This window comes from Methylomonas paludis (genome assembly GCF_018734325.1).
Taxonomy (GTDB): domain Bacteria; phylum Pseudomonadota; class Gammaproteobacteria; order Methylococcales; family Methylomonadaceae; genus Methylomonas; species Methylomonas paludis.
The window spans coordinates 3,437,696-3,459,604 of record NZ_CP073754.1; the positions used below are offsets into that span (position 1 = coordinate 3,437,696).

Genomic DNA, 21,909 nt, shown 5'->3' on the forward strand with positions numbered 1-21,909 from the left:
GCATGAAAATACAGGTCAATGGCGACAGCCGCGAATACGCGGAACACACAACTGTAGCCCAGGTAATAGCAGATTTGGGCTTGACCGGCAAACGTATTGCCGTGGAATTGAATAAAGAAATCCTGCCTTTTAACCAGCACAACAGCCAATACCTGCATGATGCTGATCGCCTGGAAATTGTTCAGGCCATTGGCGGCGGTCAAGCTGATTATTTTACTCTGGCCGGCAAACACTACACTTCGCGGTTACTGGTGGGTACCGGCAAGTATAAAGATCTGGAAGAAACCCGGCTGGCTATTGAAGCCAGCGGTGCTGAAATCGTCACCGTGGCTATCCGCCGTACCAATATCGGCCAAAACCCCGGTGAACCCAATCTGCTGGATGTAATATCGCCGGATAAATACACCATCCTGCCCAATACCGCCGGCTGTTATACCGCTGATGAAGCGGTAAGAACCTGCCGTCTGGCAAGGGAACTGTTGGGTGGGCATAATCTGGTGAAACTGGAAGTGCTGGCCGATCAGTTAACCCTGTTTCCCGATGTGGCGGAAACCTTTGGCGCCGCTGAATTACTGGTTAAAGATGGTTTTGATGTCATGGTTTATACCAATGATGATCCTATAGCCGCCAAACGCTTGGAAGATATCGGCTGCGTAGCGGTGATGCCGCTGGCCGCGCCTATCGGTTCCGGGCTGGGTATCCGTAACCCGTACAATATTTTGACTATCGTCGAAAACGCTAAAGTGCCGATTCTGGTGGATGCCGGCGTCGGCACGGCTTCTGATGCCGCCATTGCCATGGAATTGGGCTGCGACGGGGTTCTGATGAATACCGCGATTGCTGCCGCCAGAAACCCGGTGTTGATGGCTTCAGCCATGCGCAAAGGCATAGAAGCAGGCCGCGAAGCTTATCTGGCCGGCCGGATGCCGCGCAAACGCTTTGCCTCGGCTTCATCACCGATAGACGGTTTATTTTTATAGTCTTAACCGGACAACAGCCCTAGTTCCAGCAATGCCAGACTCCTTAAAAATCGACCCGGCCAAAATCCGCAGCTTTATCCGTCGTCAAGGCCGGGCCACCGCCGGACAAAAGCAGGCCCTGGAAACGCATTGGCAAAGCTATTGCCTGCCGATCTCAGCCGATTTTGATGCCGAACAGGTGTTTGGTCGCAGTGCGCCGCTGATTGTAGAAATCGGCTTTGGCAACGGCAGCAGTCTGGCCGATATGGCGGCGGCCAATCCTGAGCTGAATTATCTGGGCATAGAAGTGCACCGACCTGGGGTGGGCCACCTGCTGATGTTACTGGCGGAGCGCAATATCAGCAATGTCAGGATTTACCATCATGATGCCATTGAAATTCTGGAACAAAAAATTCCTGATCACAGCATCAGCGGCGTGCACCTGTTTTTCCCCGACCCCTGGCAAAAACGCCGCCATCACAAACGCCGCATTGTCCGGCCCAGTTTTGTGGAATTGCTCAATCAAAAACTGCGAGTCGGCGGTTATTTTCACGCGGCAACTGACTGGGCGCATTATGCCAAAGATATGCTGGGCATACTCTCTGCCGGCCAGGGTTTACAAAACAGCAGCCCCAGCCGGGACTATTGCCCCCGCCCTGATTATCGGCCACTTACCAAGTTTGAAAACCGGGGCCTGAAATTGGGCCATGGGGTATGGGATTTGATTTTCCGGAAGATTTAACAGCTGCTATTATTCGCTCAGGGTACTCCGCAACCGGCCCCCTGATCCCCGGCAACCCACGGCAGGAACCCCAGGCGTGAACCAGCTCCGCAAACTTGTTTCCCAAACCGCTATTTACGGCCTGAGCAGTATTGTCGGCCGCTTTCTTAATTATCTGCTGGTACCGCTGTATACCTACACTTTTTCTACCGGTGAATACGGCGTGGTATCCGAGTTTTATGCCTATGCCGGATTCCTGGCAGTAGTGCTGGTGCTGGGATTGGAAACCGGCTATTTCCGTTTCCGGCAGAACGCCGAATTTGACACTCAGGCCATTTACGGCAGCGCCCTGGGTTTTTTAAGCCTGTTCAATGTGATATTTTTCTGTGCGGTGCTGATCTGGCGGCAAGCATTGGCCGACTGGCTGCACTATCCGCAACATCCGGAATATTTGCTCTGTTTTGCCGGTATCCTGGCTATAGATGCCAGTACCGCCCTGCCGTTTGCCAAACTACGCGCCGAACACCGGGCCTGGCGTTTTGCCGGCATTAAACTGGCGGAAATTTTTATTACAATTGCTCTGAATCTGTTTTTTTTGGTGCTTTGCCCAAAATTATTGGCTGCCTGGCCAGAGTCTCCGCTTGCTGCCTATTACCATCCCCAGCAAGGCGTAGCCTATATCTTTCTGGCCAATCTGCTGGCCAGCATCATCAAGTTTTTGCTGTTACTACCTGAGTTTCGCGGCATTCGTTTGCGCCCTGCCCCCGGCATTCTGCGGCCTATGCTGGGATACTCGCTGCCGATGGTGATTATCGGCTTTGCCGGTATGGTTAACGAAATGTTGGATCGCGCCATCCTTAAACTATTACTGCCTTACGATCTGGCGACAAATTTGAAAATGCTGGGTATTTATGGGGCCTGTTACAAGCTGTCTATTTTAATGAGCCTATTTGTTCAGGCTTTCCGTTATGCCGGTGAGCCGTTTTTTTTCAGCTATGCCGGGCGTGCCGATGCCAAACATGCTTATGCTCTGGTGATGCAGTATTTTGTGATCGCCGGAATTTTCATTTTCTTATTAGTCAGTTTATGCCTGGATTTTTTTCAGTATTTTATCGGCGCCGAATTTCGCGCCGGTCTGGGTGTGGTGCCGATATTGCTGTTGGCTAATTTGTGCCTGGGCATCTATATCAATTTATCGGTCTGGTATAAACTCAGCTATCGAACCGGTTTGGGCGCCTGGGTAGCTTTGGCCGGGGCGGGCCTGACCATAGGCCTGAACATTATCCTGATCCCGCGCTGGGGTTATCTGGGTTCGGCCTGGGCCACGCTGGCCTGTTACGGCTTTATGATGTGTGTATCCTGGCTGCTGGGCCGCCACTATTACCCAATCGACTACCCGCTAGGCAAAATCAGTTTTTATCTGCTGCTGGCTTTAGGGCTGTATTTTGGCAAGCAATACCTGCAACAGCAGCAGGCCTGGAATGTGTGGCTGTGCGCCAGCCTGGGTTTGACCCTGTATTTACTGGTGGTTCTGGTGCTGGACATCCGGCCTTTGCTCAAACGCCGTCATAGCGCCTGAGCATCGTCTGCCCGGCGCTTTGCATTTTCGACAATCGTTAAGCGTGTCTGACGGTCTGCAGCCGACCACGCGGCTATCTCTGCCAGACTTCTGAAACAACCCTGGCAAATTTGCTGGTCGTCGACACAGCAATAAGCTATACACGGTGATGGCACGGTGTTATCAAATATCTCTGACATAATTCAGCAAACCAGCGGATGATTAAAAGTGGGCGACTATAGCGCAAAATCAACCGCCGCCCAACGGCTCGACAAAAAAAGAGTGTAATTTTTGTTTACTCACAACGATCACATGTTAATAATAGCGGCTCTGTATTTTTTACTCTCGGCTTAATAGACGCAACCAAATGAACACCCTTATTTACTATAGCTTTAACGTATTGATTTTGTCAGGTATTGTGCTGATTATCGGCATGATCAAACCGAAATGGATTTTGTTGTGGATGGATAAGCCTGGTCGCTTGCCGGTGGCGATGATAGCCGCGCTGATATTTATGGTCGGCATGGTCATGTTTGGTGAAGGTAACAAGGAATTAAAACAGGAAAAAGCCAGGGCAAGCCGTTTGCAGAGTCTGCAATCAACCACAGAAGTGCCGGCACCGGCAAGTAAACCAGCGGAAGTACCTGCTAAACCTTGAGATTGAGTGTGATGATTTTCAGGCAGTCTGCACGGCCAGACCAGGCCAAATTATTTAGCAAGACCCAGCACAAAATAGCTTGTTGCCTGCTCTGGCAGTTGCTGGCAGGCTGTGCCGGCCAGCCGCAAAAACTGAGCCGGGAACAACAGCCTGTACCTTTAAAACCAGCCCAACAAACCAGTGCAATTGCCGGGCAAAATCAAAAATCGCTGCCGGGCAACTATTATGCGCCGACTTTGACGGGCGATTATGCCGGTTATCCCGCCTTGAACCAGTTTATTGACGAGATGCACCAAAAACATGGGCTTAAGCGGGAATATCTGCAAGGCCTGTTTTCGCAAGCCAAGCGTAAACAATGGACGCTGGATTATTTGAGTAAATCCGATCATGCTCTGAAGGGCAAGCCGGCACCAGGCGGCTGGACCAAGTATCGAGCGCAATTTCTGGATGAGCGGCATATCAACAGCGGCATCGCCTTTTGGCAAAAGCATCAATCCGCTTTGCAACGCGCCAGTCAGCAATATGGTGTACCTGCTGAATATATTCTCGGCATTATGGGTGTAGAAACATCATATGGCGCCAATGTTGGCAATCACCGGATTATCGATGCTTTGACCACGCTGGCTTTTGATTATCAGCGCCGGGGCGAGTATTTTCGCAGTGAATTGGAAAACTTTTTGCTGATGAGCGCCAACGAAGGCATAGATCCTGCCAAACCCGTTGGTTCGTTTGCCGGTGCCATGGGACTGGGCCAGTTTATGCCCAGTAGTTTCCGGCAATGGGCGGTTGATTTTAACGGTGATGGCCACCGCGACTTATGGAATCCTGAGGATGCTATCGGCAGTATTGCCAATTATTTTGCCCAACACGGCTGGCAAACCGATAAGCCGGTGGTTAGCCCTACCCAGGGCAGTTATGCCGGTATCGATAATCTGGAACCGGGTATAGATCATAGTTATCCCTTGCTCACGCTGAATCAGGCGGGTGTGGCCCCAGTGGATCAGTGCGATTGTGTTTATCCGCTGCACTTATTGTGGCTACGCCATAGCAGCCACGATCAATATCTGCTGGGACATCCCAATTTTTACGTGATTAGCCGTTATAACCACAGCACACATTATGTGATGGCGGTGCATGAATTGGCACAGGCAATAAAAAAGGGATACCGGCAAATTTAGTTTGTTGGAGACGGGATAGGGCTAATAACTGCTGCCTGGGACTTGAAACCCGACTGATGCGCCTCGTTGCGTCGGCAGCATCCTATAAGTCTTCGATTAATTGGCGATTGTTCGCGATAGCAGTTTTGGTGGATTGCCTGGCGGCGAATCCACTCTACCTGGTCAGCTTACGGCCCGGAGCTGTTTAATACCAGTCTGGGCCGTATGGCATCAGGCTATTTTACGCCGCGCCGCCAGATGGTGAGCGGAATAACCTTCGTGATTATTCAGACCGAGAATTTCACATTTGCCACCGTTTTGTTTGTAATCTTCGGCGAAATGGTAGATAAACTCCATTACGGTATGGTCTATCAATTCCACTTCAGTCAAATCAAAGTAGACGGTTTTATGCTCAGGAAACTCGGCTAACAGGCTTTTGATAGCAATGTAGTTTGAGAATACTGCCGCGCCACTGACTTCGATATGATAGGTATTTTCATCAGTTTGGTTGACGTGATAAGCCAGTTTGAAAACATTACTAAACTTCAGACCACGCGCCAGATGAATCAGCAATTCGGCAATAATGCCGATGATGACACCAACCAGCAAATCGGTGGCCAGTACGCCGACGATGGTAATGACAAACACAGCGAAGTTATCAATACCGATCGACAGGGTTTTGGCAAATTCTTTTGGTGAAGCCAGTCGGAATCCGGTAAATACCAGTAAGGCAGCCAGCGCGGTTAATGGGATTTCATGGATCAATTTTGGGAATAAGGCGACAAAGATCAATAAAAACAAGCCATGAAAGAAATTGGCCCAACCGGTTTTGGCACCGTTGTTAACGTTGGCTGAACTCCGCACAATTTCGGCAATCATCGGCAAGCCGCCAATTGAACCTGCAATCAGATTACCAATGCCCACCGCAGTCAAGTCTTTGTTCAAATTAGCATTACGTTTGTAAACGTCCAGCTTGTCAACGGCAGTGGCGCTTAACAAAGTTTCCAGGCTGCCCACCAGCCAGATGGTAATCACTGCAATCCAGAATTCCAGTTCGGCAATTTTGGAGAAATCCGGAAAGGTAAAGCCGGCAAAAAAATTATCAGGAACTGATACCAAAAAATTGGGCCCCATAGTGAAGTTTTTATCAAACACCAAGTATTCATGGGCATTATCGATATCAAAATATCCACCCAATATCAAACCCAATGACACCACCAGCAATGGCGCCGGAATCATTTTGATTTTAGTGTTTTTGATGTAGGTCCAGCCGATCAGCAATAACAAGCCGCTGAAACCGATCAGGGCTATTTCTGGATTCAAAACCGAGAAAGAATGCGGAATTTCGCCAATCACGCCCAATAAGCTTTTGGCCTGGGGTTTAACACCCAGTAACACATGCACCTGTTTGGCCATGATGATGATACCGATAGCCGCCAGCATGCCGTGCACCACGGATGATGGAAAAAAGGCACTCAGTTTACCGGCCTTGAAAACGCCCAGCAGGATTTGCAGGACACTGGCAATGACTATGGCGGCCAATGTCAAATGATAACCGGCAACATTATCGCCATGACCCAAAGATTGCACAGCATCCAGTATCACCACTATCAAACCGGCCGCCGGGCCGTTAATGGTTACATAAGATCCGCTAAGTCTGGATACCAGCAAGCCACCGATAATGGCGGTAATAATACCGGATATGGGAGGGAAACCTGAAGCTATCGAAATACCCAAACAAAGCGGCAATGCAATCAGGAACACCAGAAAACCGGAAAGTAAATCGCTTCGCCAGTTTTCGATGAGTCCAGGTATGCCGGTTTTCGGCAATTCAGTTTGAGATATAGTGGACATGTATTCTCTCTCGTTACGCTGTTGAAAGCTATATCACTGCGAAAAATGTGCCATTTCTTAAAATTCTGACGTATATAGGATTCTGACTGCTTTCTAGTATTGGTTGAACCGATGTCAGTCAGATAAAACAAGGTATTTTGGTTTATAAGCACCGCCAAAATGGTTTATATAAACCGGACCCGGTTTTACTCAAGCGTATCAAACAGGCAGCGAATTGATTGACCACCAATTTCATTGTCGCCAAAATATAGTATTGCTCTGGATAAGCTGGTATGACCCTTTTTTAACAGGTGTTTAGCTGCGAATGATGCGCTGCACTGCGTTTGGCATACCCTAAAACCAGCTGTGTTTAATGGGCGCTGATTTGTTAGCAAACACAAAATACCAGGCCTGTTATAACGCCATACACAAGGTTTATAGACCGCAACGGCATCCACAATATGGCTAATTAGCATAGACCAGCCTGAAAACAACAACCGGATTGATCGTCCTCAGCCTTACATTGGTGCAAATAAACCGGTGCAGTTCAGCAATTCCACCAATTACAACTTCTATTATTTTGCCTTCTCATTAAAATCAATGCTTTATAGTTAGGCATGAGTTATGCTTAATTTGATCAATATATAGTAAAAATCTTGTTTTTCTATAGAAAAAGCCTTCTTTACTACCGAGGTTTAAAACAACTCACATGACGAGTCAGAGACTGAATCAAAATCACCAACCCGAAGCGAATGCTTTCGATCTGGATGCCTGCATAAACTATTTGGCTCCCTGGCTGCCTACTCAGGCGCCGATCAAGGATTTTGTTTATCACAATACCTTAGAGGCTTTTCAGCATCTTTCTTATCATGAAGCTGTATCGGTAGCCGGCAAGCTTTACGGGGCACTTAGTTATTTACCGCTGGAAGACTACCAGCAAATGTATGCTGACGGCCGGATCAGAAATCACGGCATCGATTGGGCTCTGGCCCAAACCGGCTGTAGCCACGAGCAACAACATGAAATCCGGGCAACGCTGTTTGAAGTCAATAAGGCTGGTCATTATCCGCCGGTGGCTTTGGCCAGTCATGGTATTCGTAATACTTGGCTTACCCGCGTGGAAGTGGATCTCAATTCCTTGGCGCACCCTATTTTATTTCGATTACTGGCTGGTTTTCTGGATCAAGGCATCAGCCATTGGCTATTACCCAAAGAAGGTGAAAGCTTTTGGGAGGTTTTCAAACGCCTGACTCAAAACAGCCTGGTACCCTTGTATCCGTTTAATGAGCCGGTTGTTACCGAATTGCTGGATAAAAGCCTGGATGAAATTATTCTGACTTGCTTGGCAAAAATTACCGGTAGCGAAGCGCTATATGAACAGTATCTGCTGGAAATGATGCTGGCTCATCCCGGCTGGTCTGGCATGGTCAGAATAGTGGAACGAAATCCAAAGAGTTTGCTGTTTAGGCGCAAAGTGACTTTGAAAGAAACCTTGGCTGTCGAGCTGCTTTGTGAACTGGCTATCGTCCAAAAAAGAAAGGGCGAGGGCTTCTTGACTGTTTCTGAACTGCCGAATCTCCACGGCATTCCGCTGCTGCACGGTGACGTGTTGCAACCCAATATTCCGTTACGCTTGAGGGTCTGGCATGAGGCTTGGGAATGGTCTATGTATGTTGAATTGCTGGCGGCCATCAAGACCCAATTACCCGCCGCAAAGCCGCCGGAAACAGCAGCCAAACCCATACCCGAAGCGCAGGCATTTTTTTGTATTGATGAACGGGAATGTTCTATTCGTCGTTATCTGGAAGAAATTAATCCTGCCATTGAAACCTTTGGTATGGCTGGTTTTTTTGGCATCGATTTTTATTATCAGGGTATGGATGATGCTTATCCGGTTGCCCAGTGTCCGATTGTGATAACCCCCAAACATTTGATCCGTGAAGCCAGCGCAAAACCTGCGACTGAGAAAAAAACCCAGAAAGCCGGTTTTGATAACATCCATTTTTCCAAGCATACCATGTTGCGGGACTGGTTATATTCTCAGTTGATCGGCATTGGTTATGCGTTAAAAATGGCCTGGAATGTATTCCGGCCCAGTTCAAAACTGCCGCGCATTAAAAGTCTGGGCGAAGTGGAAGCTCATAGCCATCTGCATTTGTTGCGGGAAAATGAAGAGACTAATGAAGATGGTCACTTATTAGGCTTTTCCTTTCAGGAAATGGCTGACCGGGTTGGTGGTTTATTACGCAATATCGGCCTGACCCAAAATTTTGCACCTTTGGTCGTCGTCATCGCGCATGGCTCCAGCAGTGTTAACAATCCTTTATTTGCGGCCTATGATTGCGGGGCTTGCGCCAGTAAACCGGGGTCGCCCAACGCCCGGGCTTTTGCCTGGATGGCTAACCGCGAAGAAGTGCGGGTGCTGTTGCGAAATCAGAGTATTGATATTCCCGACACGACCCGCTTTATTTCGGCTCTGCACAATACCAGCCGCGACGAAATCACTTATTTTGACCAACACGAACTTGCCCAGCACCCCGCTCCCGGTTTGCATAAATTTAAACAGGATATGCAGCATGCGCTATTACGGAATGCCCGTGAACGCTGCCGCTGGTTTGAATTGGCGCCCAAATCCAACTCCAATAAGGATGCCCACGAACACGTTATTTCCCGGGCTTCCTCAATTTTCGAGCCTCGGCCCGAGATGGATCATTCCAATAATCTTTATGCCATAGTCGGGCCCAGGGCCGTGACCCGGCATTTGTTTATTGATCGCCGGGCTTTTATGCATTCTTATGCGCCGGAAACTGATGTACAGGGCGATATATTGCTGAGAATCCTGTCTGCGGTGATTCCGGTGTGCGGCGGTATTAATCTGGAATACCTGTTTTCACGGATAGACAACTCTGTCTATGGTGCCGGCAGCAAACTGCCGCATAACGTAATCGGTCTGTTGGGCGTGGCTAATGGGGTGGAAGGTGATTTGCGTACCGGTTTACCGCAGCAGGCGATTGAAGTTCATGAGCCAGCCCGCTTACTGATAGTGGTTATCCAAAATACGGCGGTTATCGACAAGACTGTCGCCAGATTGGGGGGATTGAAAGAGTGGCTGGATAATGACTGGGTCAGATTTGTGGCCTGTGAACCCGATACCGGCCATATGTTTTTATACCGTAAAAATGGCTGGGAAGATGTGGAATTGCCTGCTGATTATATCCCGCAGGTCGCCAACCGCTCCGAAGAAATTATCCTCGGTCACCATAAAGCGATTCCAGTCCATGTATTGTCAGGGAGAGTTTCATGAATGAACTTTTAGTGATATGCCAAATTATTCCATTATTGGCTCTACTGTTTATTTTCTTAAGCGATGGCAATGAAAGAAAAATTGCCATCCTCAGTTTTGGTTTCAGCCATGCCATGGGCATATGTATTTTCGCCTTGTTGGGACTATGGGCCTATACCGGTTTTCCTGCGTACGAATTTACTTGGTTTACCCTGTTCGAGCAATCCGGTTATAGCTTTCCGGTGATGTTTTATCTGGATAAAGTGGGCGCCGCTTATTTATTTTGTATCTGGACTATATTTGCCATCATAGTCAAGTATTGCCGGGTGTATTTGCATCGCGAGCAGGGCTATAAGCGGTTTTTTCAGACTATCTTCGGTTTTGTATTTGGTTTGAATTTGATTGTGTTGTCGGGCAGTATCGATATGCTGTTTGCCGGCTGGGAGATTGTGGGTATCTCCTCATTTTTATTGATCGCCTACTATCGGCATCGGCCACAACCGGTGCGCAATGCTTTCAGAGCCTATACCATTTATCGATTGTGTGATGTGGGCTTGTTACTGGGTTCACTGATGAGCCATATTCTTTATCATCAGAGTCCGCATTTCAGCGCCCTGGCCTTGATGTATCAATCCGGCACCTTACCGCATGTCGATTATTTTTGGTTATCCATACTGTCCGGTCTGATCATTCTGGCGGCATCCGGAAAATCCGCCCAATTTCCATTCTGTTTCTGGTTACCGCGGGCGATGGAAGGCCCTACCCCTTCCAGCGCCATATTTTACGGCGCGCTATCTATCCATCTTGGCGTATTTCTGTTGTTGCGCACCATGCCGATCTGGAGCTATAGGGTATTGCCGCGCATCATCGTGTTTATCATCGGTTTGCTGACAGTGGTGATTGCCAGTATTTCGGTAAGAGCACAATCCAATATCAAAGGCCAGATTGCTTATTCATCGATTGCTCAGGTAGGCTTCATGTTCATGGAACTGGCCTTAGGTCTGGAGTTTCTGGTGTTATTGCATTTTGTCAGCAATGCTTTCTTACGCTGTTATCAATTATTGGTTTCACCCTCCATTATTGCCCACAGGTTACGGGAGGAAGGCGCTGTTGATACCGGCTTGGATATCTCCAAAAAAATGCAGTTTTTACCGGTGAGTATCCGCTCAACGCTGCCGGAAGTTATTCAGAATACCTTGTATGTGTTTGCCTTACAGGAAGGTAATCTGGAACGCCTGGTACGCACAATTCTCTGGGAACCCTTGAAAAAAATCGGTGCTAAAATCAATGGCATTGATTACCGCTTACAAATTATCTTGGCTCTGAGTTTAACGGCTTTGGTGGTGTCAACCTCAACCATGCCGGAGTTTAATCAGATTGATGCCGGTCTGGTATCCATAGTCATGTTACTGGTTTCCTTTGGCGCTTTCAGTCGCAAACACAGCCCCATCAAGGTCTGGAATGCTGTGGCATTAAGCAGTTTATTGGCTGCCGCTTCGGTATATCTGTTAAATTCAGCGGCCCTCATGAATATCCTGTTGTTTTTGAGCGGGATTGTGCCGGCCTGGTTATTAGGCTTATGGGCATTGACCAAAATGCTGAAACACCAAAACTATGCTGCCAATCCTTTTGTGTTCCGGGCCATGGCGGAGACTCGCCCCAAACTGTCCTTAGTGCTGTTTTTGAGCTTTCTGGGCTTGATAGGCTTTCCTATCACTCCAGCTTTTATCGGCGAAGATTTGTTGCTTTCTCATGCCAGCATGCACCATCCCTGGTTTGCCTTGCCGATTACCATTGCTTTTGTGGTCAACGGTATAGCCGCCGCCCGAGTATTTTTACGGCTGTGTATGGGACGGCCTACGGAAAACTCGCTGGTTGAGGCAGGCCGTTAATTTGCTTAGCATTATTTGAAATTATTCAGGGTAAATTATTGATTTTGGTTCAAGCGGTACTGGGCATTATTGAATCCCGCTGAACCTGCTTTGCTTAAGGCTGCGCTGCGAACTCCTCGATTCCACTGCGTTGCATCGAGGCTACTGGTCGCAATGATGTAGGCTATAGTAATCCCCGAAGTTTTGGTGGCTTGCCTGACGGCGAAGCCACCCTACTTGGCTGAATAGTTAGCATTAGTTATTGCCAATGTAATTGATATTCTTCCGGGAACGGCCCAGACTTGTAGTCGATGGGCGCGACTGCAGCCAAATTGTTTTGCAGTACCACGTGTCTGACCATTTCCGGAATCATCACCATGCCTATATAGCGGCCCAGACATTCATGGCTGCCGAAACCAAAATGAAAATAATGGTACCAATTGCGCTGGGCGCGGATTTCGTCGGGATGATCAAAAGCCGCCGGATCGAACATCGCCGACTGGGTGGCAATTAATACATAGCTCTGGGCTGGGATCGTGGTTGCGTAATCCTGCCCCTGTCCGACTACATAAGTTTCTGCTGTTTGGCGAAACAAATAGGGTGCAATTGGCACAAAGCGCAATACTTCCCAGATCAAACCGTCAAATTCAGCGGGATCGGCCAGAGCGGCCTTGGTCCGGGCCTGAGCTAAATAATCAGGGTGTTGCAATAGGAACTGAATAGCCTGGGCTACCGCCTGAGAAGTGGTTTCTATGGCCCCGATCAACAAACCGCCGGCATTAACCCCCAAGCGTTTTAAATCCAGATCCATGGCTTCCGCGAAATGATTGCGTAACATGCGGGTGACGATGTCGTCGCGCAAGGGCTCATGTTTTTTGCCCTGTAACTGGCGAAGCAATATTTGCAGTTTGCACACAAGGGCCTGCCACAGATCGGCGCGCTCAAGGGCTATGGCCAATTTGCGCCGCGCCATCAATTCGGCAATATATATACCCAATGATTTGCTGACCCGGTTTTGCTGCTGTTCAATAAATTGCTTTTTTTCGGCCGGAATCAAATCAAAGGGCTGGTTATGAAAGGTGTTGTATTGATTCCAGTACGACCAGTCGATTAATTCTGCTTTATCCACGCCAGTCAGACCAAAGTAATCCTGAACCAAACCGGCCGGCACCATCCGGCAATATTGATTGACAATTTCCAGCTTGCCGTTTGCCTGGGCCAGTATATTCTGAGCGATATTGGCGATCATGCTGCGTACCGCCGGCAAGTCGTCACGGTTCAACAGGCTTTGCATCATGGATTTCTCGCGGGTATGCAAGGCATCGTCATCATGAGCCATCAAGTAAATGCCGTTACCCATTTTGGGTAAATATAAGGCTACCGTAAATATCTTCGGCAAATTAAGCACATCGGTGACATCTGCAAAGCGGGTAATAATGGTTGCCTTAGGTGTTACCAGTATGGGGCGCTTTTCACGCAATTCTTTAAAAAAGCTCAGCGGCTCTTGCCACATCCATTTATAGACTAAAGCAAACTTTTCATCTTCGGCGGTAGCGTCATATATCTCTAAATAATTGGTAGTCATTATCAGGTCTCCGTTGCGCATGGTTGGCAGCTATCTGTGCCACCAACCAAACGCGCCAAAATGGTTTTTATAGGGTTTTTAAATATTCCAATAAGGCTTGTTTTTCGGCAGGATCAAGCTTGGTGCCAAACTCATGACCACAGCGACTGTTACCTGAGTCCTGCTGGTCGCAAGCGGTGGTTTGCAAGGTAAAGTCAAACTGATGCTGTTGTTTGGCCAGGCCGATTTTGCCCGGATCATATTCATTTCCAACTTTAAAGCTGGGCGTGCGCTTGGCTACCGGCTCCAGCAAGTCAGCCAGCGTCGGTATGGTACCGTTATGTAAATACGGCGCAGTGGCCCATATACCTTGAAGTACCCGCGATTCATAGCCTAGTTTGGGTGAAATTGTGTGAAAGTCGTCCTTACAGATACTGTTATTGTCTGCCTCATGACGGGTGTGTTGTTTAAATGCACCTTGTAAATCCGTAAAACCCTGTTTGATGAATCTGGTTTGCAATAATTTCAGTTTTTCGGCGTGGCTTTGCAGAACCTGAGTGGTTTTAATACCGGTTAGCGCTGGTATTTTTTCCAGTTCATGCTCGGTAAAGGCTTCCAGATCCATCCCTAATTTAGTATCGTGCTGCAAAATTGAGCCGATAACCGCCAAACCTAATATATTGATGGCCGGTTCGTCTTCGGCTTTTAACGCCGGCTTATCCAAAAACGGAATTTTGGCACCGGCCAATACCCCGGTTTTGGCGGTACGGTTCAGCAACTCAAATTGCCGGATGTCGGTTTGCACATCGCAGATCGGGGTGGCCCAGGTTTTCTGGAAAGAACGCATCGCGCCTTGGCGAATACCGTGGCAGCCGGCGCAGCCGCCTGCTTCTGTTTTAGTGGCACTCTGATAAATCGCCTGGCCTTGAGCCGCCAATTTCTGATCTACCGCATAAGGTCCGGTGAGCCACGGCCAGCGTGGTGGCCCTATTTTTTTAATCAAATCCTCCAAGGTGGACAAGCCGTGAAAATTTGCGGTATTGGTTTTTAAATAGTTAACGCCCAATACCAATTGGCCCGGATCTTTTTCTGGATAAAAATGATTAAAAACCCCAATCACTTCGCCCAGATTTCGGGAGAGGCCTAATAAAGCGTTGCCGTTATCAGCAAATGCCGACCATTGGGTTTTATCCTGAATAGGGGCATTCCACAGAAACGGATAACGCACCGGCACATCGGCTTTTAGAATATTCTCGGCAATGATATGATCTGGTGAGGTGCCGATATCCAGCCCGGTCAAGCGATTAAAAATCATGCCTACTGCATCAAGCCGGGCAGGCCCCCAGGGCTGGTCAACCGGCAGGCTTCTGGACATGATGGTGGCATAGGGCAGGTTCCAGTCCTCAACTTGTTTATGCAGTTCGGCTGTTTGCGGCGCAGTCGCGGTTTTGCCCAGTATCTGGTCGGCAAAAGCGGCAAATTGTTTGGCATCGCCCAGAATGTTTTGAACCGCTAAACCCAAATCACGGGCAAAGCTTTGAAAATCGGTAATGGCCGGCCCCCCGTCAACCCGGTAAATTTTGCCGTCTACCTGAATTTGGCGGACATGACAGGCCGCGCAAGTAATGCCAAGGTGGTCGCCGTTTACGGTAAATCCCACCGGTAGACCCGGAGTTGGGCTGGCGGGATTGCTTAGATAGCCGTACCGGTTCAGATCATCTGCTAAAAATGCCGCTCCGTTGGTTTGCTTTAATGCCTGTATCCATTTCAAGGGGATCACTTGAGAGCCTTGATCCTGGCTGTAGAATGCGTGACGGTTGCTGTCGTTCCAGGCCTTGCCCTGGTCGAGATAGATAACTTGCGGGGTGGCGGATGCCGTAATCGCACGAATCAAGCCAGCCAATAAGGTAAACAGTATTAAGGGCTTGGGTAGAACATAAGTATGGATATTCATATTAGCTACTCCTGAACAATTGATAGCCTGTGATACCTATCTGGGGGTTGCTTTGCAGACGAGCGGCTGGTTTACCGGCTGCGGTCGATTGTCAGGCTTGATGTTAGTCAGGTTAGGGAAAGTTGGCATGTGGTCCTCGCTGGCTTGTTGTATTATTATTTTGAGGTATGTTATTACTGATGGTTTGCCAACATTACTTTGACGGAAGCGCCAGAGCATGTGCCGATTCTGCAGGCACATGCTTCGCAATTGATGCGCATCATTGCGTTCAGCGCATCTGTCACAATAAGATTGGTCTACTACCAGTCATATATCCGCTTTTCCGGATTTTGGTTTTAAACCTGCTAAACTGTTTTCAGCAGAGTCAGGTTTTGCAATGCTGTTTGCCGATATCCTTGGTAAACAGGGTGTTTGGGCAGAAATAACCCGGTCTGCTTTAATGCTTCAGGAAGTTAAGTTATTACGTGTTATACAATGGATTAATCAGGTTCGATAGCTGTACTTAGGTACTGGTACTTAAGTACTATTCAAGTCTGTGCCCAGCACAGCATCGCCATAAATAGTTGGACAGAAAACTTATAAATCGCCGTAATTGCTGAATTTTTCAGCCGGGTTTCGCTCGTGGCTGATTTTTAATTTGTCTGCCTGCAAATTAACATACTTGCAATAGGTAATCTGGTGTTCAAACTTAAGTCTGGTGTTACAATGATGGGTTTTACCCCCGACCGGCGGCAGTGGTCGGGAGCTTGTCTGTCAATATTAGGTCGACTATGAGTAAACTTAAATGTGCTGTGATCGGTGCCGGTTATTTAGGAAAATTTCATGCGGAAAAATATGCTTCATTAAAAGATTGTGAATTGGTTGCAGTAGTCGATGTCAATGCAGAAGCCGCCCAAACCGTAGCGGCAAAACATGGAGCACTTGCTTTAACGGATTATCAATCCCTGCTGGGCCAGGTTGATGCGGTTAGTATTGTGGTACCCACCACGCTTCACCACAAAGTTTCTCTGGATTTTTTACGTGCCGGCAGCCATGTGCTGGTTGAAAAACCGATTACGGTAACTGTTGAGGAAGCCGATGAGCTGATCGCCGTGGCCAGAGAGCAAAATGTCATTTTGCAGGTAGGCCATCTGGAACGCTTTAATCCTGCGGTGCGCGGCATTGAAAATCTTGAGGAAAAACCACTATTTATCGAATCGCACCGTTTGTCGCCGTTTAATCCACGCGCCAATGATGTGAGTGTGGTGCTGGATTTGATGATACATGATATAGACATTATTCTGGCCTTGGTGGATTCTGAAGTGGCGCGTATCGATGCCAGCGGCACAGCGGTATTGACCAAGGGCACTGATATTGCCAACGCTCGGATTACTTTTGAAAATGGTTGTGTGGCCAATGTTACGGCCAGCCGCATCAGTATGAAAATGGAACGTAAGATGCGGATGTTTAGACCCTGCTCTTATATTTCGGTCGATTTCCAAAATCGGATTGTGGTGAAACATAAAACCGGCGATAAGGAAATGTTTCCCGGCATTCCGGAAATCGTCACCGAAGAATCGGTGTTTGAAAATGGTGATGCCCTGCTGGAAGAAATCAAACATTTTGTTAATTGCATCAAAACCGGGGAGAAGCCGCTGGTTTCCGGTGAGGCCGGGCGTAAGGCGCTGGCCACTGCAATTGAAATTTCCAAATTCTTAATAAATCAATAAGAGGCCCGCAGTATGATTCCAATGGTTAACCTGAAGGCGCAGTACGCAGAAATTAAAGCAGAAATCGAGGCTGGTTTTGCGGAAACGCTGGATAACTGTTTTTTTATTCTGGGCCCCAATGTACAGGCCTTTGAAAAAGAAGCGGCAGCTTACCTGGGAGTCAATCACGCCATTGCCTGCGCCTCCGGCACTGATGCTTTGCATCTGGCCCTGCTGGCTGAAGGCATAGGCCCCGGCGATGAAGTAATTACCAGCGCCTTTACTTTTATCGCCACTGCCGAAGCGATAAAATACGTGGGTGCGACCCCGGTGTTTGCCGATATTGATGCCAAAAGCTTTAATATCACACCGGAATCGGTGGCAAAAGTACTGACCAGTAAAACCAAGGCCATCATGCCGGTGCATTTGTTTGGCCAACCTGCTGATATACCGGGCTTGAGCGCCATCTGCGCCCAACATGGCCTGAAACTGATAGAGGATTGCGCCCAATCATTCGGCGCGACCATCAATGGCAAGCAAACCGGCAGCTTTGGCGATGCGGCGGGATTCAGTTTTTTCCCCAGTAAAAATCTGGGCTGTTATGGTGACGGTGGTCTGGTAACCACCAGCAGCGATGAGTCGGCTGCCAAAATCAAGCAGTACCGCAATCATGGCTCGAAAGAGCGTTATTATCATGATGTGATTGGTTACAACAGCCGGCTGGACGAATTACAGGCTGTGGTGTTGCGTGCCAAACTGAAACGCATCGATCAATATAATGCCGCCCGCCGTCATGCCGCTCATCTGTATTCGGAATTACTAGCCGGCCTGCCGCTGACGACTCCGTATGAGGATGATGCCGGTGTACATGTTTATCATCAATACACATTGCTCAGTGACCGCCGCGAGGAAATCATGGCCGCTTTGCAGGCGCAACAAATTGCCAGTGCGGTTTATTACCCAGTACCACTACATCAGCAAAAAGTATTTCAGGACGATTGCGCGAACCTGTCCTTACCGGTAACTGAAGCGGTTGCTGCTCAGTGCTTTTCCCTGCCGATCTGCTCATCCATCAGTGACGAAACCGTTACCCGGATTGCGACTGTGATCCGCAATGTGTTATCGGCTTAGTCTGATGGCGGTATGGGGCATGAGCTTATAAACCCCAGCCTCATGTCCCTACCCGCTCAACACTATCAAGTGATGTTCAGCGCCGGCGAAGCGTCCGGCGACCAACATGCCGCCAATATGTTTTTGGAACTGCAGAAGCTGTGTCCCGGCATTTGCGGGATAGGTATGGGTGCCCATAAAATGCGTCAGGCCGGTATTGATATCCGTTTTGATTCTTCCGGTATTGGGGTGATAGGCCTGATTGAAGTGCTGAAACATTACCGGCAAATCCGCAGTGCCTTACAACTGATGAAACAGGTGATAGTCCAGGAAAAACCGGATTTGCTGGTTTGTGTGGATTACAAGGAATTTAATTTAAAGCTGGCCCAGTTTGCCAAGCGCCAGGGCATTAAGGTGCTGTTTTATGTCAGTCCGCAAGTCTGGGCCTGGCGACCGGGCCGGGTGCTCACTTACGGTAAGGCCATTGATATGATGGCGGTAATATTTCCGTTTGAAACCGCTTATTATCAGGCGAAAAACGTGCCGGTGCGCTATGTGGGCCACCCGTCTGTGGACAAGGTTCAGCCCCTGCACAGCAAAGCTGATGATATGCGGGATTTTGGTTTAAATCCTGCCCAACCGGTGGTCGGCATCTTGCCCGGCAGCCGCAGTAATGAAATCAAACGCCTGTTACCGGTAATGATACAGGCAGCCGAGACCCTTAAGCAGCGCCACCCTGATCTGCAATTTGTGTTACCACAGGCGGATTCGGTGACTGATGGTGAATTGCTCAGCCATATCCAAAACAGCACGGTGCCGATACGTATCGTTAAACAGCAGGTTTATGATGTGATCCAGTGTTGTGATGCCATCATGACTACCTCTGGAACCGCAACCCTGGAAATCGCGCTGCTGGGCATACCCATGGTGATAGCTTATCGGCTGGCGGCACTGAGTTATGTTCTGGGCCGGCAATTAGTTAAAATTCCGTTTATTGGCTTGCCCAATATCATTGCAGGGCAGTTGATTGTGAAGGAATTGATCCAACATGACCTTAGCGCCGACAGCCTGGCGGCGGAAATGGAAAATTTGCTGTTTGACCAAGCTTACCGGATGCGCAGCCAGACAAACTTGCAACAGGTAAAAATCAAGCTGGGTGTCGGCGGCGGCTCCAAAAATATGGCTAATCTGGCCTGGGAAATGTTGACTGCCGCCACTTAAAGGCCGGTGCCAAGTCCCTATTCTGCTTTAGATATTGGCGAAACGACAGTGGTTGATATAATGTCAGCCTTTAACCATCATTGGGTTGGGTAGTGGACATTAAACAGTATATGCAGCAATTGGGCAGGCAGGCCAGACAGGCAGGCCGGGCTATCAGTAAGGCCGATACCGGCCAGAAGAATCTGGCTTTGTTAAAAATTGCCGAAGCCATTGCTGCCGACAGCGCCAGTCTGGCGCTGGAAAACCACAAAGATTTACAAGCCGGCCGGGATAAAGGTATGGATGCGGCTTCTCTGGACAGGCTGGAACTGACACCCAGCCGGGTAGAAGCCATGATAGCCGGTTTGACTCAGGTGGCGGCTTTGCCTGACCCGGTGGGGGAAATTACCGAGCTGCGCTACCGGCCCAGCGGCATTCAGGTGGGAAAAATGCGCGTCCCGCTGGGCGTAATCGGCATTATTTATGAATCCAGACCCAATGTTACCGTTGATGCCGCCGCCCTGTGCCTGAAAGCGGGTAATGCCTGTATTTTGCGCGGCGGTTCCGAATCCATCCATTCCAACCGGGCCATCGCCGCCTGCATCAGCCGTGGTCTGCAAGCTGCCGGTTTGCCCGAGCAGGCTGTGCAAGTGGTGGAAACCGCCGATCGCGCTGCGGTTGGTGAGTTAATTACCATGAAAGAATTTGTGGATGTGATTGTGCCGCGCGGCGGCAAAAGCCTGATCGAGCGCATCAGCAACGAAGCCAGCATACCGGTGATCAAGCATCTGGACGGCATTTGCCATGTTTACATTGATGCGAAAGCCGATCTGGACAAAGCCGTGGCTATTGCGCTGAATGCCAAAACCCACCGCTACGGGGTGTGCAATGCCATGGAGACCTTGCTGGTTGCCGAAAGTATTGCCCCGCAAGTGTTGCCGATACTGGCGCAAAAATATGCAGAAAAACAGGTGGAACTGCGTGGCTGCCTGAAAACCTGTAGTCTGATTGAAACTGCTGTACGTGCCACAGAAGCCGATTGGCACACTGAATATCTGGCGCCGATCCTGGCCATCAAAATTGTCACCGGTCTGGATGAAGCTATAGAGCATATCAATCATTACGGTTCTGCACATACTGACAGCATCGTCACCGAGGATTATACGCTGGCCCGGCGGTTTTTACGGGAAGTGGATTCCAGTTCGGTGATGGTGAATGCTTCTACCCGGTTTGCCGATGGCTTTGAATATGGTCTGGGTGCGGAAATCGGCATTAGTACCGATAAGCTGCATGCCCGTGGCCCGGTGGGTTTGCACGGTCTGACTTCGGAAAAATTTGTGGTGCTGGGGGATGGCCAGATCAGGCAATAATGATAGGCATCTACGGCGGCACCTTTAATCCGGTGCATTATGGTCATCTGCGCACGGCTCTGGAAATAACACAGGCTTTTCAGCTGGAGCAACTGCGAATGATACCTTGCCATTTGCCGCCGCATCGGCAAGTGCCGGATGTATCGGCAGAAACCCGATTACAAATGTTAAGGCTGGCTGTGGCCGATACCCCCGGTTTACAGCTTGACCGGCGCGAACTGGACAGAGCGGGGCCGTCTTATATGGTGGATACGCTGCAATCCTTACGTGCGGAGTTTCCGGAAACCGGTTTATTATTGATTATGGGCGCAGATGCTTTTGCCGGTTTGAGTAACTGGCATTGCTGGCAGCAGTTGCCTGAGCTGGCCCATATTGTGGTGATGACCCGGCCCGGCTTTAGCCACCCGGCGCTATCAGAATTTTGGCAAGCGCGGCACTGTACCGACAAGGCGCAATTGGCAACACAAGCGGCCGGCTATCTGATGTTTGAAACGGTGAGCCAGTTGGAAATTTCCGCGACCTATATCAGACAAATTATCGCCGCCGGCGGCAATCCGCAATTTTTATTACCGGATGCCGTACTGGCTTTTATAAAACAACATCAGCTCTACCAAACCGCTTAACCGCAGGACATTGAATGCAAAGCAACGAATTAGTCAAATTAGTGGAAACCGAACTCGACCAGCGTAAAGGTCTGCACATTTCCACGCTGGATGTACACAATAAAACCAATATTACCGATTATATGGTGATCGTTAGCGCTACTTCTGCGCGCCACGCCAAATCCCTGGCCGATTATGTTTCCGAAAAAGTTAAAGAAAACGGGGTCATGCCTTTAGGCCTGGAAGGCCAGAATGGTTCGGACTGGGTGTTGCTGGATTTGGGTGATGTGATCGTGCATATCATGACCGGCAAGGCCCGGGAATATTATCAGTTGGAGAAGCTTTGGTCGGTGGGGGAAGCTTGAATTTTGGGGGGTAGAG

At 49.0% G+C, this 21,909-nt stretch carries 17 protein-coding genes; 13 read left to right on the forward strand and 4 right to left on the reverse strand.

From position 1 onward, the window contains the following. Positions 1 to 2 precede the first annotated feature (2 nt). The 3 genes from thiS (at position 3) to KEF85_RS15680 (ending at position 3,259) form a co-directional block, all read left to right on the forward strand. The gene (gene thiS / locus KEF85_RS15670; RefSeq protein WP_215582155.1) at positions 3 to 980 is read left to right on the forward strand and encodes a sulfur carrier protein ThiS; all 978 of its coding nucleotides are present in this window, start codon (positions 3 to 5) and stop codon (positions 978 to 980) included. A gap of 31 nt (positions 981 to 1,011) precedes the next feature. Then, positions 1,012 to 1,701: a tRNA (guanosine(46)-N7)-methyltransferase TrmB gene (trmB, locus tag KEF85_RS15675; RefSeq protein ID WP_215582156.1), complete on the forward strand. Its 690-nt coding sequence runs from the start codon at positions 1,012 to 1,014 to the stop codon at positions 1,699 to 1,701. Between the two features lie 76 nt (positions 1,702 to 1,777). Next, positions 1,778 to 3,259 carry a lipopolysaccharide biosynthesis protein gene (locus KEF85_RS15680; protein ID WP_215582157.1) on the forward strand — a complete coding sequence of 494 codons (1,482 nt, stop codon included), beginning with the start codon at positions 1,778 to 1,780 and terminating at the stop codon, positions 3,257 to 3,259. On the opposite strand, the gene KEF85_RS15685 is transcribed toward KEF85_RS15680, so the two are convergent. After that, a complete protein-coding gene (locus tag KEF85_RS15685; RefSeq protein WP_215582159.1) occupies positions 3,247 to 3,438 on the reverse strand; it encodes a DUF1289 domain-containing protein in 192 nt (63 codons plus the stop codon). The genes KEF85_RS15680 and KEF85_RS15685 overlap by 13 nt on opposite strands. Positions 3,439 to 3,605: 167 nt before the next feature. On the opposite strand from KEF85_RS15685, the gene KEF85_RS15690 reads away from it, so the two are divergent. Together KEF85_RS15690 and mltB are read left to right on the forward strand one after the other, a co-directional pair. Next, positions 3,606 to 3,896 carry a hypothetical protein gene (locus KEF85_RS15690; RefSeq protein WP_215582160.1) on the forward strand — a complete coding sequence of 97 codons (291 nt, stop codon included), beginning with the start codon at positions 3,606 to 3,608 and terminating at the stop codon, positions 3,894 to 3,896. An 11-nt stretch (positions 3,897 to 3,907) separates the two neighbouring features. After that, complete coding sequence (gene mltB, locus KEF85_RS15695; protein WP_215585195.1) at positions 3,908 to 5,074, forward strand: lytic murein transglycosylase B; 1,167 nt, start codon at positions 3,908 to 3,910, stop codon at positions 5,072 to 5,074. Positions 5,075 to 5,284: 210 nt separating this feature from the next. Here mltB and KEF85_RS15700 read toward each other — a convergent pair whose 3' ends face one another. Further along, positions 5,285 to 6,907, reverse strand: coding sequence for a SulP family inorganic anion transporter (locus KEF85_RS15700; protein ID WP_215582161.1), 1,623 nt, complete (start codon positions 6,905 to 6,907; stop codon positions 5,285 to 5,287). Between the two features lie 688 nt (positions 6,908 to 7,595). On the opposite strand from KEF85_RS15700, the gene KEF85_RS15705 reads away from it, so the two are divergent. Next, on the forward strand, positions 7,596 to 10,190 hold the full coding sequence (locus KEF85_RS15705) for a YbcC family protein (RefSeq protein WP_215582162.1): 2,595 nt from the start codon (positions 7,596 to 7,598) through the stop codon (positions 10,188 to 10,190). Continuing rightward, positions 10,187 to 12,061, forward strand: coding sequence for a proton-conducting transporter transmembrane domain-containing protein (locus KEF85_RS15710; protein WP_215582163.1), 1,875 nt, complete (start codon positions 10,187 to 10,189; stop codon positions 12,059 to 12,061). Before KEF85_RS15705 ends, KEF85_RS15710 begins: the two co-directional genes overlap by 4 nt. A gap of 238 nt (positions 12,062 to 12,299) precedes the next feature. Here KEF85_RS15710 and KEF85_RS15715 read toward each other — a convergent pair whose 3' ends face one another. Both KEF85_RS15715 and KEF85_RS15720 read right to left on the reverse strand, forming a co-directional pair. Next, positions 12,300 to 13,625 (reverse strand): cytochrome P450, encoded by a 1,326-nt coding sequence (locus KEF85_RS15715; protein WP_246534980.1) that lies wholly within the window; start codon positions 13,623 to 13,625, stop codon positions 12,300 to 12,302. Positions 13,626 to 13,692: 67 nt separating this feature from the next. Next, entirely contained in the window at positions 13,693 to 15,558 is a 1,866-nt protein-coding gene (locus KEF85_RS15720; RefSeq protein WP_215582166.1) for a di-heme-cytochrome C peroxidase, read from the reverse strand. Between the two features lie 770 nt (positions 15,559 to 16,328). Here KEF85_RS15720 and KEF85_RS15725 point away from each other — a divergent pair. From KEF85_RS15725 to rsfS, 6 genes are all read left to right on the forward strand, one after another. After that, entirely contained in the window at positions 16,329 to 17,267 is a 939-nt protein-coding gene (locus tag KEF85_RS15725) for a Gfo/Idh/MocA family protein (RefSeq protein WP_215582169.1), read from the forward strand. Between the two features lie 12 nt (positions 17,268 to 17,279). After that, the gene (locus KEF85_RS15730) at positions 17,280 to 18,377 is read left to right on the forward strand and encodes a DegT/DnrJ/EryC1/StrS family aminotransferase (RefSeq protein ID WP_215582171.1); all 1,098 of its coding nucleotides are present in this window, start codon (positions 17,280 to 17,282) and stop codon (positions 18,375 to 18,377) included. Positions 18,378 to 18,419: 42 nt separating this feature from the next. Then, positions 18,420 to 19,577 carry a lipid-A-disaccharide synthase gene (lpxB, locus tag KEF85_RS15735; RefSeq protein ID WP_246534981.1) on the forward strand — a complete coding sequence of 386 codons (1,158 nt, stop codon included), beginning with the start codon at positions 18,420 to 18,422 and terminating at the stop codon, positions 19,575 to 19,577. 110 nt (positions 19,578 to 19,687) lie between these two features. Next, positions 19,688 to 20,926 (forward strand): glutamate-5-semialdehyde dehydrogenase, encoded by a 1,239-nt coding sequence (locus KEF85_RS15740; RefSeq protein WP_215585198.1) that lies wholly within the window; start codon positions 19,688 to 19,690, stop codon positions 20,924 to 20,926. After that, positions 20,926 to 21,549, forward strand: coding sequence for a nicotinate-nucleotide adenylyltransferase (nadD, locus tag KEF85_RS15745; protein WP_215582173.1), 624 nt, complete (start codon positions 20,926 to 20,928; stop codon positions 21,547 to 21,549). The genes KEF85_RS15740 and nadD overlap by 1 nt, the downstream gene beginning before the upstream one ends. A 14-nt stretch (positions 21,550 to 21,563) precedes the next feature. Beyond that, positions 21,564 to 21,893, forward strand: coding sequence for a ribosome silencing factor (gene rsfS / locus KEF85_RS15750; protein WP_215582175.1), 330 nt, complete (start codon positions 21,564 to 21,566; stop codon positions 21,891 to 21,893). Positions 21,894 to 21,909 lie beyond the last annotated feature (16 nt).

What these genes read in the sequence shown, in the direction of transcription:
- thiS (WP_215582155.1), top strand. Translation starts at nt 3, where the DNA reads ATGAAAATACAGGTCAATGGCGACAGCCGCGAATACGCGGAACACACA.
- trmB (WP_215582156.1), top strand. Translation starts at nt 1,012, where the DNA reads ATGCCAGACTCCTTAAAAATCGACCCGGCCAAAATCCGCAGCTTTATC.
- KEF85_RS15685 (WP_215582159.1), bottom strand. Translation starts at nt 3,438, where the DNA reads ATGTCAGAGATATTTGATAACACCGTGCCATCACCGTGTATAGCTTAT.
- KEF85_RS15690 (WP_215582160.1), top strand. Translation starts at nt 3,606, where the DNA reads ATGAACACCCTTATTTACTATAGCTTTAACGTATTGATTTTGTCAGGT.
- mltB (WP_215585195.1), top strand. Translation starts at nt 3,908, where the DNA reads ATGATTTTCAGGCAGTCTGCACGGCCAGACCAGGCCAAATTATTTAGC.
- KEF85_RS15700 (WP_215582161.1), bottom strand. Translation starts at nt 6,907, where the DNA reads ATGTCCACTATATCTCAAACTGAATTGCCGAAAACCGGCATACCTGGA.
- KEF85_RS15705 (WP_215582162.1), top strand. Translation starts at nt 7,596, where the DNA reads ATGACGAGTCAGAGACTGAATCAAAATCACCAACCCGAAGCGAATGCT.
- KEF85_RS15710 (WP_215582163.1), top strand. Translation starts at nt 10,187, where the DNA reads ATGAATGAACTTTTAGTGATATGCCAAATTATTCCATTATTGGCTCTA.
- KEF85_RS15715 (WP_246534980.1), bottom strand. Translation starts at nt 13,625, where the DNA reads ATGACTACCAATTATTTAGAGATATATGACGCTACCGCCGAAGATGAA.
- KEF85_RS15720 (WP_215582166.1), bottom strand. Translation starts at nt 15,558, where the DNA reads ATGAATATCCATACTTATGTTCTACCCAAGCCCTTAATACTGTTTACC.
- KEF85_RS15725 (WP_215582169.1), top strand. Translation starts at nt 16,329, where the DNA reads ATGAGTAAACTTAAATGTGCTGTGATCGGTGCCGGTTATTTAGGAAAA.
- KEF85_RS15730 (WP_215582171.1), top strand. Translation starts at nt 17,280, where the DNA reads ATGATTCCAATGGTTAACCTGAAGGCGCAGTACGCAGAAATTAAAGCA.
- lpxB (WP_246534981.1), top strand. Translation starts at nt 18,420, where the DNA reads ATGTCCCTACCCGCTCAACACTATCAAGTGATGTTCAGCGCCGGCGAA.
- KEF85_RS15740 (WP_215585198.1), top strand. Translation starts at nt 19,688, where the DNA reads ATGCAGCAATTGGGCAGGCAGGCCAGACAGGCAGGCCGGGCTATCAGT.
- nadD (WP_215582173.1), top strand. Translation starts at nt 20,926, where the DNA reads ATGATAGGCATCTACGGCGGCACCTTTAATCCGGTGCATTATGGTCAT.
- rsfS (WP_215582175.1), top strand. Translation starts at nt 21,564, where the DNA reads ATGCAAAGCAACGAATTAGTCAAATTAGTGGAAACCGAACTCGACCAG.